Here is a 15,319-nt window from a genome sequence, read left to right as displayed (position 1 = left end):
GCCGCTGCATTAGTGAAAATCCTTCATTAACCCATATCAAATACTACGTTTTACAGAATTATCCTCCCTCCGTAAAGTAGTAACCACTTCTTCATGAAATAGGGTTTACAGTATGAAAAAAAACAATATGTATATTATCTGGTCCCATCCGCGCCGTGATTCTTTAACTGCGCAGGTGGTACAGGAAATTCAGGGTGAAGCTGTGCGTCAGGGGTTTAACGTTTCCACGCTTGATCTCTACCGCAGTGGGTTTGATCCGGTGCTCAGGGAGGACGATGAGCCGGACTGGAACAATCCGCAGAAAACCTATTCGCCGGAAGTGCATCGTCTGTTTGGTGAACTGGAAGATAAAGACACGTTGGTATTGGTGTTTCCGGTGTGGTGGTATGGTTTTCCCGCCATGCTCAAAGGTTATCTGGAGCGCGTGTGGAATTACGGTTTGGCCTACGGAGAAGGCAGTGCGCTGAAGCACAAAAAAATCCGCTGGCTGGCGCTGGTTGGCGGTTCTCAAGCCGGATTTATCAAATTTGGCTGGGAAAAGAACATGACCGACTACATCAAGGGCGGTATGAGGTATTTGGACGTTGAGGACGCAAACATCGATTTTCTCTATAACACTATCGGTGTCGAAGAGGGGATTGACGATCGTAAAGGCCATTATCAGCAGCTCTTCACTCAGGCGCGTGGCATCGTTGATTCTTTGCTTGAGTAATAGTGTTCAGGCAGGAAAGAGCCTGACGTGCTGACAAATGTTCTGGCAATCACATAAAATGACGAGGATTCTATTAAGGGAATAGTATGAATATTCGTCATTCCGCACGCGCGTTACTTATTGATAACGATAACAACGTGTTACTTTTTAAGTTCAGATTCAAAAATATCAAAGATAATATCAATGCCGGTAGGCTTTGTTGAATAAATCAGAACTTGTAACGACTGTGCCCCAGGTCGATTGTTACGTGATGCGAATACTGTTCGGCATTCCTAATAGCGTGATCCGGTTAAGCGCTTTGACCATCGCCATGGCTTCACCCACCTGAGCATCGTAGTCACGCAGACTTAGATGACCACCCAGAAGCGTTTTGAACCGGAACATGGCCGTTTCAGCCACTGAGCGTCGGTGATAGCCCACTTTCTTTTTCCAGGTATCGTTGCTGCCGCTCAGGCGCTGATTTGCAACAGCGTGGTTACGCTCGTGGTAGTGGTCCGGCCAATATTGCGCCCCCCTTCGCGGCGGGATAAGCGGCCTTATTTTCTTCCTCAGCTGATGTAGCCCCCTGTAACACCAGACAGTAGCTGTATCTCCAGATAAGAGATAGGCTTAGATATATGTCTAACAATCATGCTAATTTTGAAATGACCGGGATCCTGTTAGGGCAAGAAGTCCGTAAGCGTAAAACTCCGCAAGAGAAAATCGCCATCATTCAGCAGACAATGGAGCCGGGGATGAACGTCTCCCATGTAGCCCGCCTGCATGGCATCCAGCCCAGCCTTTTGTTTAAGTGGAAGAAGCAATACCAGGAAGGAAGCCTCACCGCCGTTGCGGCCGGAGAAGAAGTGGTTCCAGCTTCGGCGCTGGCGACTGCCCTCAAGCAGGTCCGGGAGCTACAGCGCCTTCTGGGTAAGAAGACGATGGAAGTTGAGATCCTCAAAGAAGCAGTGGAGTACGGCCAGTCGCGAAAATGGATAGCGCACGCGCCCTTGTTGCCAAAGGACGGGGAATAGCTCTGGCCAGCCGCGCCATGAGCGTGTCGCGTGCGCAGCTGTCACTGCGGGTTAACCGTTCTGCCGACTGGCTGGACAGGCGCAGCAACCGGCGTAATGACGAAGCTGATGCTGAGATATTATCGGACATCCTCCGTATCATCAGCGACATGCCCAGTTACGGTTACCGCCGAGTGTGGGGTATCCTGGGTAAGCAACGTCGTGCAGAGGGACTTCCACCGGTGAACGCCAAACGGCTTTACAGGATAATGAGCGAGCATAACCTGCTGTTGTTGCATGATAAAACTGAACGTCCGAAGCGGGAGCATAAAGGCAAAATCGCGGTAGCAGAGAGCGATATGCGCTGGTGCTCAGATGGCTTCGAGTTCGGTTGTGACAACGGCGAGAAGCTGCGGGTGACGTTCGCACTGGACTGCTGCGACCGGGAGGCCATAGACTGGGCAGCGAGCACCAGGGGTTATGACAGTTCAACCGTGCAGGATGTGATGCTGAGGTCGGTGGAAAAACGCTTCGGTAGCGCGCTGCCGGATAAACCAGTGCAATGGCTGACGGATAATGGTTCAGCGTACACAGCGCATGAAACGCGGAAGTTCGCCAGAGAACTGAATCTGGAGCCCTGCACAACAGCAGTGAGCAGTCCACAGAGTAACGGCATGGCAGAACGGTTCGTGAAGACGATGAAGGAAGATTACATCGCCTTCATGCCAAAACCCGATGTGCGAACAGCGCTGAAGAACCTTGCAGCGGCGTTCAATCATTACAATGAAAACCATCCGCACAGTGCGCTGGGATACAACTCCCCAAGAGAATATCGGCGCCAGCGGGCATCGTTAACTGTATTAGCTCAGACCTGATCTGACAGTTACCGGTTATTTATACAGGTGTCTGTCAGATTAAATCTGGTTCAAATTTTTTTCTGCCCAGACTCGTTTACCATCAAGTAACGTGGCCATTGGCGTACGCCCGCAGCACATTTTACCCTGATGAGTTCGCTCATTATTGTAATGCCACAACCAGTTGTCCAGATCCTTTTGTAGACTTTCTAGGTCCTCGTATAACGTCTTACGGAACGCAACCTGATAAAAATCCTGCAAAATAGTTTTATGGAAGCGCTCGCAGATACCGTTTGTCTGCGGAGACATCGCTTTCGTTTTCGTATGGTCTATATCGTTGATAGCCAAGTACAGCTGATAGTCATGTTGTTCCACTTTACCGCAGTACTCCGTCCCCCTGTCGGTCAGTATTCTTAGCATTGGCAGCCCCTGAGCTTCGTAGAACGGCAGCACGCGATCATTGAGCAGGTCGGCGGCAGAGATCGGTGCTTTACTCGTGTAAAGCTTGCAGTGCGCCACTTTCGAGTACGTATCCACGAACGTCTGCTGGTAGATACGGCCAACACCTTTCAGATTACCCACGTAGAAGGTGTCCTGCGACCCCAGATAACCCGGGTGAGCAGTCTCTATTTCACCACAGGCTTCGTCGTCGTGCGCCTTCTTCTCCAGTGCAGCGATTTGAGCATCAGTAAGTACGATGCCTTCTCTGGCAACTTTTTCCTCAAGTGCCTTCAGGCGCTTACGAAAGTTTTCCAGATCGTGTCGTTGCCAAATGGAGCGCACACCGCTGCCAGAAATGAAGACGCCTTTTTTACGCAGCTGATTACTGGTCCGGTGCTGGCCATGAGCCGGGAACTCAATGGCGTAATCAACAACCGCACGTTCAGTGGCTTCATCAGCACGGTTTTTCAGGTTGGGAACCCGGCGGTTTTGGTTAACCAGAGCGTCAATGCCGCCTTCTGCCGCCAGTTCCTGATAGCGATAAAACGTGTCGCGTGACACCCCCATGATTTTACAGGCTTTTGATACGTTACCGAGTTCTTCGGCGAGATTGAGCAGGCCGACTTTGTGTTTGATGATGGGATTGTTAGTATGAAGCATGAGAGTTACCTCGTGTTTTGTATAAGGATTCGACACCCATATCAAAACCGGTAACTCTCAACCTTTCAAGGTCCAGTGTCAGATCAAGTCGCGACTAATACACGTTAACTTAAGAGACAAAAGCTGTCCGGAGATGGTGGGTCAAGATCAATTTTCTTCCTCAGCAGAGCATCATGGCAGTAACCTGTATCGTAAGCGCCGTCAGCCGATGCCTCTCTGATTTTCCGGTGGGTCTGGTTTATCAGTGCCGGTAGAGCCTGGGCATCAGTCGTACCACTGAGCGACAAATCCGCACAGATAATCTCATGCGTCGCACTGTCTACTGCCAGATGCAGCTTACGCCACACCCTGCGTCTGTCGGCACCATGCTGCCGGACTTTCCATTCGCCTTCGCCAAAGACCTTCAGGCCGGTTCCATCAATGACCAGATGTGAGATTTCACCACGGGTTGGCGTTTTTATGCTGATGTTCACTGTCTTTGCTCGCTTGCTGAGCAGCGAATAGTCTGGACAATGCAGCGACAATTTAATCAGTTTAAAAATCGAGTCAACAAAACTCTGTAAAGCCCTCAATGAATCTATGGTCACCCCCATTTTTGCAACACTGATCTTTGATTAATGGTGGGCTTGCTTAAATCTATCCGGCGTCTTTATGGCCAAGGATGCCCGCGCCACGATGAGTTTCGCACCTGATATTCCTAAAAAGGCCATCGGCTTCATTGAGCCATTTTCATTTTTTGGTTTTATATCAGGCCATCAGGCCGTTCATGTCATCAATAATCAGTCTTCGCAAAACCAGATGGGTAACTTCGTTAAATTGCTGACTGTTAGACCAGCATTACTGTTCAAACACGGTATTTCGTGTCGTTATTGCCCAAGCGGCTTTGTTGAATAAATCAGAACTTGTAACGACTGTGCCCCCAGGTCGATTGTTACGTGATGCGAATACTGTTCGGCATTCCTAATAGCGTGATCCGGTTAAGCGCTTTGACCATCGCCATGGCTTCACCCACCTGAGCATCGTAGTCACGCAGACTTAGATGACCACCCAGAAGCGTTTTGAACCGGAACATGGCCGTTTCAGCCACTGAGCGTCGGTGATAGCCCACTTTCTTTTTCCAGGTATCGTTGCTGCCGCTCAGGCGCTGATTTGCAACAGCGTGGTTACGCTCGTGGTAGTGGTCCGGCCAATATTGCGCCCCCCTTCGCGGCGGGATAAGCGGCCTTATTTTCTTCCTCAGCAGAGCATCATGGCAGTAACCTGTATCGTAAGCGCCGTCAGCCGATGCCTCTCTGATTTTCCGGTGGGTCTGGTTTATCAGTGCCGGTAGAGCCTGGGCATCAGTCGTACCACTGAGCGACAAATCCGCACAGATAATCTCATGCGTCGCACTGTCTACTGCCAGATGCAGCTTACGCCACACCCTGCGTCTGTCGGCACCATGCTGCCGGACTTTCCATTCGCCTTCGCCAAAGACCTTCAGGCCGGTTCCATCAATGACCAGATGTGAGATTTCACCACGGGTTGGCGTTTTTATGCTGATGTTCACTGTCTTTGCTCGCTTGCTGAGCAGCGAATAGTCTGGACAATGCAGCGACAATTTAATCAGTTTAAAAATCGAGTCAACAAAACCCTGTAAAGCCCTCAATGAAAGGCCAAACACGCGTTTCATCATCAGGACTGTGGTGATGGCCATATCTGAGTAGTGGAGCGGTCGTCCACGCCGTTCAGTAGTCGTTTTTTCCGTCCATGCAGCAATGGCTGATTCATCTAGCCATACGGTTAGAGAACCGCGCTGCTTGAGGGCCTTGTTATAGGAGGGCCAGTTAGTGATTTTAAAATTTTGTTTTGCCATGGAGACCTGATGTTGAAACAACTATGGTGATCTGATCCGATGATTACCCAAACTTTCTATTTATTCAACAAAGCCTGCCCAAGCTATTCGAGCTAATTTATTTGCTAATGCACAGCACACAACGCAAGAATGTTTCCTGCCCAACTGAGACCTTACCCAATCAGCTAATCTCCCTGATTGATGGTCAATTCTTAGGATAAATACCCGCGCACATTGAACAAGCAATCGGCGAAGGTTTTTATCTCCACGCTTGCTAATACCCAGCAGAGTATTCTTCCCTCCAGTACTGTATTGGCGGGGTACAAGACCGGTGGAAGCGGCAAAATTACGACTGTTTTCATATTGCTTGCCATCGCCTAACTGTGATGACAAAACGCTGGCTGTTATCGGTCCAACACCAGGGATGGTCATTAAATGCTGGCCAGTTTCATCTAAATAACTGTTCCGAATAGTAGATCACCTGAAGGGAACTCAGTCCGAGTTGAGCGATCTGATCAATCGATAAAGATCCCAAATCATCAACCGGACTGAGCGATGTCGAGCATAGCACCGATACCCCGTAACGAACGACGCCTGATGAAGAAAACTCTCCATAAAACGCGTGACAAGAATCACGCCCGCAGGCTGACCGCCATCCTGATGTTGCACCGGGGCGAGCGCGTGAGCGATGTCGCCAGAATGCTTTGCTGCGCCCGTTCGTCAATCGGCAGATGGATTAACTGGCTCACCCTGTACGGCATTGAAGGCCTCAAATCTCTGCGGCCCGGTCGTGGCCGTCGCTGGCCGTTTGAACAGATCTGCGCACTGTTAATCCAGCTCGTAAAGCGTTCCCCTCATGATTTTGGCTATCAGCGTTCGCGCTGGAGCACGGAACTGCTAGCGATAAAAATCAATGAGATAACCGGTTGCCAGTTGCATGCTTCCACGGTGCGCCGTTGGCGGCCTTCTGCCGGTCTGGTGTGGCGACGCGCAGCTCCTACGCTGCGTATCCGCGACCCGCATAAGGAAGAAAAAATGGAGGCCATCGCGATGGCGCTGGAACAATGCAGCGCGGAACATCCCATCTTTTACGAAGACGAAGTGGATATTCATCTGAATCCCAAAATTGGCGCGGACTGGCAGGTTCGCGGGAAGCAGAAACGCATCGTGACGCCGGGCAAGAACGAGAAATATTATCTGGCGGGTGCATTACACAGCGGGACGGGAAAAGTCAGCTATGTTGGAGGAAACAGTAAAAGTTCGTGTTTGTTTATCAGTATGTTAGAGCATCTGAGAGCAACGTACAGACGGGCAAAAACGCTCACGCTGATAGTTGATAACTACATTATTCACAAAAGCCGGGAGACGCAGCGCTGGCTGGAAGAAAACCCGAAATTCAGGGTTATTTATCAGCCGGTGTACTCACCATGGGTAAATCATGTAGAGCGGTTATGGCAGGCGTTGCATGAAACCATTACCCGCAATCATCAATGCTGTTCAATGTGGCAGTTACTGAACAAGGTTCGCCGCTTCATGGAAACCGTCAGCCCGTTTCCCAGTGGAAAACATGGACAGGCAAAAGTGTAGCGGTATTAGGAACAGCTATTTAGCGCAAATCTGCCAAACCCCGCAACGCTTGATACTGCGCAAAACATAACTGGGCTAAAGCAATTTCGTAGGAATTCAGAAACGTTCATGATCTTCCCTGCTGAACAAGGAAAGTCGTCGTTCATCCGAGGAAGTGACGCTGATGGAAATTCAAGATGGTATTTGGGTTACGGTGGTGACAACGTAAATACGCTAACGTTGCATAACTATAAAGCAAGTAACGGAATCTATTTCAACGAAAACGGCGATATATCGATTAATCCGGCTGATGGTAAACGTATTTACCAATGGACATACCCGCTACTGGCGGCAGGGCTGAATGCTGTATCCGACGCCAACGGCTTCTGGAAAACAGCAAGCCCGGTTGTGAAGCTGTTTGCTGACGGCACCAGCGAACTTACCAGCGAAGCCGAGGGCATCACCACCGAGCGCCTGAGCGAAGGGGTGTACCGCATTTCCGGCTGTCTGGGCCTGAACGCCGATCGCGCCTGGGGCGGTTATGAGGGCGGTATCGATGTACCGATGTGCCGCAACAAGCTACCCCGTCTGTGGGTGGACTATGGCGGTGGATGAGGGGAGTTCGCAGATAAACCCGGATGGCTCTATGGTCATTCGGACCTATCACCGGCCACATCCGGATGCGCCCGCTTTCGCCCGCAATGAGATTGAAGGCTACGCGAACGGCGACCCGATAGATATCCCGCGTGACTCCTTCATATCGGTGCGCGTGCAGATGCCAGAACGTGAGGAGCCCAACCCGAAGGTGATGCACAGTAGTGTTTACTGCAACGGTGTTGCAGGCTAAACGAAAAGCCCACGCCGCTCGGCTATGAGGTCGAGCGCTTTCACCCATCAATGAAACCAATCGTTCACAGATTCCCACCACTAAGCTGTGTGAATGCCAAGGATGGCTAACCTATCCAATCAGCCCACCATTGCATCATTTCTTTGCGCTTGTCGAGGTGCTACGCTCAAAGACCTAGGCAAGTAGTTTCTTCCGCGTAACGCGTATTCAGTGTAAGATAGCGGCGCTATTCTATGCGGTGGCCTTGAATTTGTGTCCACAAACGTGTCCATTAAATAGAGCCTCTAAGTATTTATCTGGATAAAAAACCATAAAAATGAATCGCATAAGAAATTTCTCCATTATTGCCCATATCGACCATGGTAAGTCGACGCTTTCTGACCGCATTATCCAACTTTGCGGCGGTTTATCTGACCGTGAAATGGCGGCGCAGGTGCTGGACTCCATGGATCTGGAACGTGAACGCGGCATCACCATCAAAGCGCAAAGTGTAACGCTGGATTACCATGCCAAAGATGGCGAAACCTACCAACTGAATTTTATCGACACACCGGGACACGTTGACTTCTCCTATGAAGTTTCACGTTCTCTGGCGGCGTGCGAAGGTGCGTTGCTGGTGGTGGATGCAGGGCAAGGCGTAGAGGCACAAACGCTCGCCAACTGCTACACCGCGATGGAAATGGACCTGGAAGTGGTCCCGGTGCTTAACAAGATTGACCTGCCGGCCGCCGATCCCGAGCGTGTGGCAGAAGAGATTGAAGATATCGTCGGCATCGATGCCACCGATTCCGTGCGCTGCTCGGCGAAAACCGGCGTTGGCGTTCCTGATGTGCTTGAACGTCTGGTGAAAGAAATTCCACCGCCAGAGGGCGATCCAAATGCGCCGCTTCAGGCGTTGATCATCGACTCCTGGTTCGACAACTACCTCGGTGTGGTCTCTCTGATCCGCATTAAAAATGGTTCGTTGCGCAAGGGCGACAAAGTGAAGGTCATCAGTACCGGTCAGGTGTATAACGCCGATCGTCTGGGGATTTTCACGCCGAAGCAGATCGATCGTGATGTGCTTAATTGCGGTGAAGTGGGTTGGCTGGTGTGCGCCATCAAAGACATTCTTGGTGCTCCGGTGGGGGATACCCTTACATTGGCTCGCCAACCGGCTGACAAAGCGCTCCCGGGCTTCAAAAAGGTTAAACCACAGGTTTATGCTGGCTTATTCCCGGTCAGTTCTGATGATTATGAGAACTTCCGCGACGCGTTGGGTAAACTGAGCCTCAATGATGCTTCGCTGTTCTACGAACCGGAAACCTCAACCGCGTTGGGCTTCGGTTTTCGCTGCGGTTTCCTGGGCCTCCTGCACATGGAGATCATTCAGGAACGTCTGGAGCGTGAATACGATCTGGATCTGATCACCACGGCACCGACCGTAATTTATGAAGTGAAGACCACGCGTCAGGAAATTGTCTACGTTGACAGCCCTTCCAAGTTGCCGCCGCTCAACAACATTGAAGAACTGCGTGAACCTATCGCGGAATGCCATATGCTGTTGCCGCAGGAGTACCTGGGCAACGTGATCACCTTGTCTATTGAGAAGCGTGGTGTGCAGACCAACATGGTTTACCACGGTAATCAGGTGTCATTGACCTATGAAATTCCCATGGCGGAAGTGGTGCTCGATTTCTTCGATCGACTGAAATCGACTTCGCGCGGTTATGCATCGCTGGATTACAGTTTCAAACGTTTCCAGGTATCTGACATGGTGCGGGTTGACGTGATGATTAACTCCGAACGTGTTGATGCGTTGGCGCTGATTACCCACCGCGATAACTCACAGTATCGTGGCCGTGAGCTGGTGGAAAAAATGAAAGAGCTGATCCCGCGTCAGCAATTTGATATTGCCATTCAGGCGGCCATCGGCAACCACATTATCGCGCGTTCGACCGTGAAACAGCTGCGTAAAAACGTATTGGCGAAATGTTATGGCGGCGACGTGAGCCGTAAGAAAAAGCTGTTGCAGAAACAGAAAGACGGTAAGAAGCGCATGAAACAGGTCGGCAACGTTGAATTGCCGCAAGAAGCCTTCTTGGCCATTCTGCACGTCGGCAAAGAGAGCAAATAAACCCTAAGGAGTTGGCATGGCCAATATGTTTGCCTTGGTTTTAGCGCTGGCGACGCTCGTCACCGGCATCGTCTGGTGTTTTGAACGCTTTAAATGGGCAGCGGCACGCAAGGCGAGAGCGGAGGCGGCGCTTAGTGCGCAGCAGGATGGCGGCGCGGGCGTTGTGACGATCAAACAGCCCGGTTGGATTGAAACCTGCGCGTCGGTGTTTCCGGTATTGGCGCTGGTATTTTTTGTGCGCTCCTTTGTCTACGAACCGTTCCAGATACCGTCGGGTTCCATGATGCCGACGTTGCTGATTGGTGATTTTATTCTGGTGGAGAAATTTGCCTACGGCATTAAGGATCCCATCACGCAGACAACGCTGATCCCGACCGGGCATCCGCGACGCGGTGATGTAGCGGTATTCAAATATCCTGAAAATCCGCGTCTGGATTATATCAAACGTGTGATTGGTCTGCCGGGCGACAGAGTTTCTTACGATCCGCTCAGCAAGCAGGTGACGGTGCGTCCTGCATGTGAAGGCTCGGCGTGTGACAGCGCCGTCGCGGTAACCTACAGCAACCTTGAAGCCAGTGATTTCGTGCAAACGTTCGGTCGTCCTGGTTCGGAATCGGGCAGCGGTTTCTACGCGCTGCCACTCGGTGAGGAAAAACCTGGTGGCGTGCGGATGGGCGTTCGTCAGGAGACGCTGGGTGATGTCTCGCACCGCATTCTGGTGGTGCCGGGTAGCCAGGATCAACTGGGGATGTACTACCAGCAGTCGCGCCAGCCGCTGGCCACCTGGGTAGTGCCAAACGGGCACTATTTCATGATGGGTGATAACCGTGATAACAGCGCCGATAGCCGTTTCTGGGGTTTTGTGCCGGAGAAGAATCTGGTAGGTCGCGCAACGGCAATCTGGATGAGCTTTGAGAAACAAGAAGGTGAATGGCCAACGGGCGTGCGTCTGAGCCGAATTGGTCGAATTCATTAATCACCGTGATAAACCCGCAGCATTATTTTCGGGTACGTTGTAGAATTTTTGTATCTCGCACCACATTCCCGTTGCAGGTAGCCCTTGCAACGGGAATGTGATGAGAATAAACGAAAAACGCAGGCTCCGTTCGGAGCCAATGCAAACGAAACAGCTTTTTTCCCCTATCGCCTGCAAGAGCGATCCTGACAGCGCTGTTCCGTATGCTGCGGTAAATAGGTATTGTTGATCTATTGGTAACACATGAACCCCATCCTAATAAATCGGTTACAAAGAAAGCTGGGCTATACTTTCCAGCAGTACGACCTGTTATTGCAGGCGTTAACGCACCGCAGTGCCAACAGCAAACACAATGAGCGTCTGGAGTTTCTTGGTGACTCCATCCTGAGTTTTGTGATTGCCAATGCACTTTATCATCGCTTTCCTCGTGTCGATGAAGGGGATATGAGCCGTATGCGCGCCACGCTGGTGCGCGGCAATACGCTGGCGGAAATTGCGCGTGAGTTCGAATTAGGTGAATGCCTGCGCCTTGGTCCCGGTGAATTGAAAAGCGGTGGCTTCCGCCGTGAGTCTATTTTGGCTGACACGGTCGAAGCGCTGATTGGCGGTATTTTTCTGGACAGTGATATCCAGAATATCGAAAGACTGATTCTGAATTGGTATCAGACTCGATTGGATGAAATCAGTCCAGGGGATAAGCAGAAAGATCCTAAAACTCTGTTGCAAGAGTTTCTGCAAGGACGTCATCTGCCATTGCCCACCTATCTGGTGGTGCAGGTGCGCGGTGAGGCACACGATCAGGAATTCACCATCCATTGTATGATCAGCGGTTTTAACGAACCGGTTATTGGTACGGGCTCCAGCCGGCGTAAGGCGGAGCAGGCGGCAGCGGAAAAAGCGTTGAAAATACTGGAGATTGAATGAGCGAAGAACAAACCTACTGCGGTTTCGTCGCGATTGTTGGGCGACCCAACGTGGGCAAATCCACGTTGCTGAACGAACTGCTGGGGCAAAAAGTCTCCATTACTTCGCGTAAGCCGCAAACCACGCGTCACCGCATTATGGGTATCCATACCGAAGGTCCTTATCAGGCTATTTATGTGGATACGCCAGGGCTGCACATTGAAGAAAAACGGGCAATCAACCGTCTGATGAACCGTGCTGCCAGCAGCTCCATCGGCGATGTCGAGTTGATCATCTTTGTGGTTGAAGGGACTCACTGGACCGACGACGATGAAATGGTCGTGGGTAAGTTGCGCGATCAAAAACGTCCGGTATTGCTGGCAATCAACAAGATTGACAATGTGACGGACAAAACCAAACTGCTGCCGCATATCCAGTTTTTAAGTGAAAAAATGAACTTCCTCGACGTGGTTCCTCTTTCTGCGGAAAAGGGCACTAACGTTGACACTATTGCCAGCATTGTGCGCAAACACCTGCCTGTGGCTGAGCATCACTTCCCGGAAGATTACATCACCGATCGTTCGCAGCGCTTTATGGCGGCAGAGATTATCCGTGAAAAGCTGATGCGCTTTCTCGGTGAAGAGTTGCCCTATTCGGTGACCGTTGAGATCGAGCGTTTCGTGACCAACAACCGCGGCGGTTATGACATCAATGGGTTGATTCTGGTTGAGCGCGATGGTCAGAAGAAAATGGTGATCGGTAACAAAGGCGCCAAAATCAAGACGATCGGCATTGAAGCGCGTCAGGATATGGAAGCCATGTTCGAAGCCAAGGTACACCTGGAATTGTGGGTGAAGGTGAAATCCGGCTGGGCGGATGACGAACGCGCATTGCGCAGCCTGGGCTACATCGACGACTTATAAGGTTAACGCCGATGGAAGGCTGGCAGTGCGCGTTTGTCTTGCATGGGCGACCTTACAGTGAAACCAGCCTGTTGCTGGATCTTTTCACGGAAGACGAAGGGCGTGTGCGCGTGTTAGCCAAAGGCGCGCGCGCGCGCCGCTCTCCGCTAAAAGGATGTTTGCAACCGTTCACGCCATTGCTGGTGCGCTGGGGTGGACGCGGTGAAGTAAAAACCTTGCGTAATGCTGAACCGGTATCACTGGCACTACCGCTCACTGGCGTCATGTTGTACAGCGGCCTCTACGTCAATGAATTGCTTGCTCGCGTGCTGGAGCACGAAACCAATTTTTCCGCACTCTTCTTCGATTACCTGCATTGCTTGCAGCAACTGGCAGCGTTGAGCTCCTCACCGGAACCGGCACTGCGTCGTTTTGAGCTGGCGCTGTTGGGCTATCTCGGTTACGGCGTTGATTTTCTGCACTGTGCAGGCAGTGGGGAGCCCGTTGCAGACACCATGACCTACCGCTACCGTGAAGAAAAAGGGTTTATCGCCAGTATGATTGTGGATCAGCGTAGCTTTACCGGCTATGAGTTGCGTGCGCTGGCTGCGCGGGAATTTCCTGATGTGCAAACCCTGCGGGCTGCGAAACGCTTTACCCGTATGGCGCTCAAACCTTATCTGGGCGGCAAGCCATTGAAGAGCCGTGAGCTGTTTCAAAAATCTGCCGTTTTACGTCCCTACACGCCACCTGTTGCAAAAGAATAATGACCTGAGCAGTGAACCTGTCAACCTCTCGCTATCTAAAGATTGCCGCAGTGGTAACGAACCGAAAGGCCAGTGTACACTGGTCGTCTAACGGTGATTTTTTTGAGGACTGATTTCATGGCAGAGCTTTTGCTGGGTGTAAATATCGATCATGTGGCGACCCTGCGCAATGCGCGCGGCACAGCGTACCCCGATCCGGTGCAAGCTGCGTTTGTTGCCGAGCAAGCGGGGGCGGATGGTATTACGGTTCATCTGCGTGAAGATCGTCGTCATATCACCGATCGCGATGTGCGTTTGTTACGCCAAACGTTGCAGACGCGCATGAACCTTGAAATGGCGGTGACGGAAGAGATGCTGGCGATTGCCTGCGAGCTTCGTCCTCACTTTTGTTGTCTGGTGCCAGAGAAACGCCAGGAAGTGACAACGGAAGGTGGGTTGGACGTTGCGGGTCAACTGCCGCGCATGACATCAGCCGTGGCCCGTTTGCACGAGGCGGGAATTCTGGTATCTCTGTTTATCGACCCCGAACGGGTGCAAATTGATGCCGCTGTAGCCGTTGGCGCTCCTTATATCGAAATCCATACCGGTGCTTATGCCGATGCTCAGGACGATACGCTGCGCCAGCAAGAGTGGACGCGTATTCGCGATGCAGCGGTTTATGCCGCCAGCAAAGGACTCAAGGTAAATGCCGGACATGGCCTGACCTACCACAACGTGCAAGCTATTGCGGCCCTGCCTGAAATCCATGAGCTTAATATCGGGCATGCGATTATCGGTCGCGCCGTCATGAGTGGCTTGGCAGAGGCCGTCGCGGAAATGAAGGCATTGCTGCAGGAAGCACGTCGTTAATGGCTATTCTGGGACTTGGCTCGGACATTGTGGAGATCGCCCGTATCGAGGCGATTATAGCGCGATCCGGCGATCTTCTGGCGCGCAGAGTATTATCCGCACAAGAGTGGGTGCACTATGAAAAGCACCCGCAGTCTGCCCGCTATCTTGCTAAGCGCTTTGCTGTTAAAGAAGCGGCGGCGAAGGCCTTAGGCACCGGCATTAGCCAAGGGCTGGCTTTCGATCAATTCGACGTCTTCAACGATGCGTTGGGTAAACCTTGCCTGCGACTTTGGGGACGCGCGCAATCGATGGCGGAAAACTTAGGAGTGGAAGAGATACACGTGACCATTGCCGATGAGCGGCACTATGCCTGCGCCACAGTGATCCTTGAAGGGGAGCGAAAACGCCCGCTCACAGACGATCGGCGTGATGCATAACAACAAACTTTTCCCATAATTGCTCCTGCGTTTCCACTTGTTGCGGGTCACGAATGATTGTATTGTCAATCGGGCATACCTTTTGGCAGGTAGGCACATCGTAGTGGCCCATACATTCTGTGCAACGCAGCGGATCTATTTCATAGGTATCCAGCCCCATAGAAATTGCCTGATTGGGACATTCAGGCTCGCACATGTCGCAGTTAATGCATTTAGGGGTGATCAGTAATGCCATATCTTTATACCTTGCAAAACCAGCTGCGGATTATACTCGTAACGGCGTAGCGGAGCACTCTCTTTCCCCGATATCTCTCGCATAAAATAGCGTAGTAAGCCAAATAATGAATAAAGTTTTCTGCGGCTTTGCCGATATCCATTTTTCTAAGTATAAGCCATATCGTTATACACATCTTTCTAACGCACTGTTTAATCAATGAGTTACGGGTTTATCTCAGAGTGGCATTTTGAACCTCAAAAAGCC

The 15,319-nt window shown here is 51.3% G+C and carries 16 protein-coding genes and 3 pseudogenes; 13 read left to right on the top strand and 6 right to left on the bottom strand.

From position 1 onward, the window contains the following. Nucleotides 1-112 precede the first annotated feature (112 nt). Nucleotides 113-712 carry an NAD(P)H oxidoreductase gene (locus ACWWJF_RS10420; protein ID WP_455869393.1) on the top strand — a complete coding sequence of 200 codons (600 nt, stop codon included), beginning with the start codon at nucleotides 113-115 and terminating at the stop codon, nucleotides 710-712. A 243-nt stretch (nucleotides 713-955) separates the two neighbouring features. Here ACWWJF_RS10420 and ACWWJF_RS10415 read toward each other — a convergent pair. Further along, a pseudogene (locus ACWWJF_RS10415) lies at nucleotides 956-1,264 on the bottom strand (transposase); the annotation flags it as partial. Between the two features lie 92 nt (nucleotides 1,265-1,356). Between ACWWJF_RS10415 and ACWWJF_RS10410 the strand changes: the two are divergent. Next, a protein-coding gene (locus ACWWJF_RS10410) for an IS3 family transposase (protein ID WP_455871031.1) occupies nucleotides 1,357-2,579 on the top strand; the annotation gives its coding sequence in 2 pieces (ribosomal slippage) (nucleotides 1,357-1,678 and nucleotides 1,678-2,579; 1,224 coding nt in all). 39 nt (nucleotides 2,580-2,618) lie between these two features. On the opposite strand, the gene ACWWJF_RS10405 is transcribed toward ACWWJF_RS10410, so the two are convergent. Continuing rightward, nucleotides 2,619-3,659 (bottom strand): IS481 family transposase, encoded by a 1,041-nt coding sequence (locus ACWWJF_RS10405; protein WP_455868509.1) that lies wholly within the window; start codon nucleotides 3,657-3,659, stop codon nucleotides 2,619-2,621. A gap of 134 nt (nucleotides 3,660-3,793) precedes the next feature. Next, nucleotides 3,794-4,234, bottom strand: a pseudogene (locus ACWWJF_RS10400) (IS5 family transposase); the annotation flags it as partial. 76 nt (nucleotides 4,235-4,310) lie between these two features. On the opposite strand from ACWWJF_RS10400, the gene ACWWJF_RS10395 reads away from it, so the two are divergent. After that, nucleotides 4,311-4,553, top strand: a complete 243-nt coding sequence (locus ACWWJF_RS10395; RefSeq protein ID WP_455869392.1) for a hypothetical protein — start codon at nucleotides 4,311-4,313, stop codon at nucleotides 4,551-4,553. Nucleotides 4,554-4,590: 37 nt separating this feature from the next. Here ACWWJF_RS10395 and ACWWJF_RS10390 read toward each other — a convergent pair whose 3' ends face one another. Both ACWWJF_RS10390 and ACWWJF_RS10385 read right to left on the bottom strand, forming a co-directional pair. Beyond that, nucleotides 4,591-5,514 carry an IS5 family transposase gene (locus ACWWJF_RS10390; protein ID WP_455868634.1) on the bottom strand — a complete coding sequence of 308 codons (924 nt, stop codon included), beginning with the start codon at nucleotides 5,512-5,514 and terminating at the stop codon, nucleotides 4,591-4,593. Between the two features lie 60 nt (nucleotides 5,515-5,574). Beyond that, a pseudogene (locus ACWWJF_RS10385) lies at nucleotides 5,575-5,946 on the bottom strand (transposase); the annotation flags it as partial. A gap of 102 nt (nucleotides 5,947-6,048) precedes the next feature. On the opposite strand from ACWWJF_RS10385, the gene ACWWJF_RS10380 reads away from it, so the two are divergent. The 10 genes from ACWWJF_RS10380 (at nucleotide 6,049) to acpS (ending at nucleotide 14,838) form a co-directional block, all read left to right on the top strand. Beyond that, nucleotides 6,049-7,080 (top strand): IS630 family transposase, encoded by a 1,032-nt coding sequence (locus tag ACWWJF_RS10380; protein ID WP_455869391.1) that lies wholly within the window; start codon nucleotides 6,049-6,051, stop codon nucleotides 7,078-7,080. A 108-nt stretch (nucleotides 7,081-7,188) separates the two neighbouring features. Next, nucleotides 7,189-7,674, top strand: a complete 486-nt coding sequence (locus tag ACWWJF_RS10375; protein ID WP_455869390.1) for a phage tail fiber protein — start codon at nucleotides 7,189-7,191, stop codon at nucleotides 7,672-7,674. Beyond that, nucleotides 7,661-7,906: a phage tail fiber protein gene (locus tag ACWWJF_RS10370; RefSeq protein WP_455869389.1), complete on the top strand. Its 246-nt coding sequence runs from the start codon at nucleotides 7,661-7,663 to the stop codon at nucleotides 7,904-7,906. The genes ACWWJF_RS10375 and ACWWJF_RS10370 overlap by 14 nt, the downstream gene beginning before the upstream one ends. A gap of 316 nt (nucleotides 7,907-8,222) precedes the next feature. After that, on the top strand, nucleotides 8,223-10,022 hold the full coding sequence (gene lepA, locus ACWWJF_RS10365) for a translation elongation factor 4 (protein WP_455869388.1): 1,800 nt from the start codon (nucleotides 8,223-8,225) through the stop codon (nucleotides 10,020-10,022). Between the two features lie 16 nt (nucleotides 10,023-10,038). Beyond that, complete coding sequence (gene lepB / locus ACWWJF_RS10360; RefSeq protein WP_455869387.1) at nucleotides 10,039-10,998, top strand: signal peptidase I; 960 nt, start codon at nucleotides 10,039-10,041, stop codon at nucleotides 10,996-10,998. A gap of 243 nt (nucleotides 10,999-11,241) precedes the next feature. Then, nucleotides 11,242-11,922, top strand: coding sequence for a ribonuclease III (rnc, locus tag ACWWJF_RS10355; protein ID WP_455869386.1), 681 nt, complete (start codon nucleotides 11,242-11,244; stop codon nucleotides 11,920-11,922). Further along, entirely contained in the window at nucleotides 11,919-12,824 is a 906-nt protein-coding gene (era, locus tag ACWWJF_RS10350) for a GTPase Era (protein ID WP_455869385.1), read from the top strand. Before rnc ends, era begins: the two co-directional genes overlap by 4 nt. Nucleotides 12,825-12,835: 11 nt before the next feature. Further along, nucleotides 12,836-13,570, top strand: a complete 735-nt coding sequence (gene recO / locus ACWWJF_RS10345) for a DNA repair protein RecO (protein WP_455869384.1) — start codon at nucleotides 12,836-12,838, stop codon at nucleotides 13,568-13,570. A gap of 117 nt (nucleotides 13,571-13,687) precedes the next feature. After that, the gene (gene pdxJ, locus ACWWJF_RS10340; protein ID WP_455869383.1) at nucleotides 13,688-14,419 is read left to right on the top strand and encodes a pyridoxine 5'-phosphate synthase; all 732 of its coding nucleotides are present in this window, start codon (nucleotides 13,688-13,690) and stop codon (nucleotides 14,417-14,419) included. Continuing rightward, nucleotides 14,419-14,838, top strand: a complete 420-nt coding sequence (acpS, locus tag ACWWJF_RS10335; RefSeq protein WP_455869382.1) for a holo-ACP synthase — start codon at nucleotides 14,419-14,421, stop codon at nucleotides 14,836-14,838. Before pdxJ ends, acpS begins: the two co-directional genes overlap by 1 nt. Here acpS and ACWWJF_RS10330 read toward each other — a convergent pair. Then, on the bottom strand, nucleotides 14,813-15,073 hold the full coding sequence (locus ACWWJF_RS10330) for a YfhL family 4Fe-4S dicluster ferredoxin (protein WP_455869381.1): 261 nt from the start codon (nucleotides 15,071-15,073) through the stop codon (nucleotides 14,813-14,815). The two genes, acpS and ACWWJF_RS10330, sit on opposite strands and share 26 nt — an antisense overlap. Between the last annotated feature and the right edge of the window lie 246 nt (nucleotides 15,074-15,319).

This window comes from Symbiopectobacterium sp. Eva_TO (genome assembly GCF_053848865.1).
This window is presented reverse-complemented; position numbering and strand designations above follow the sequence as displayed.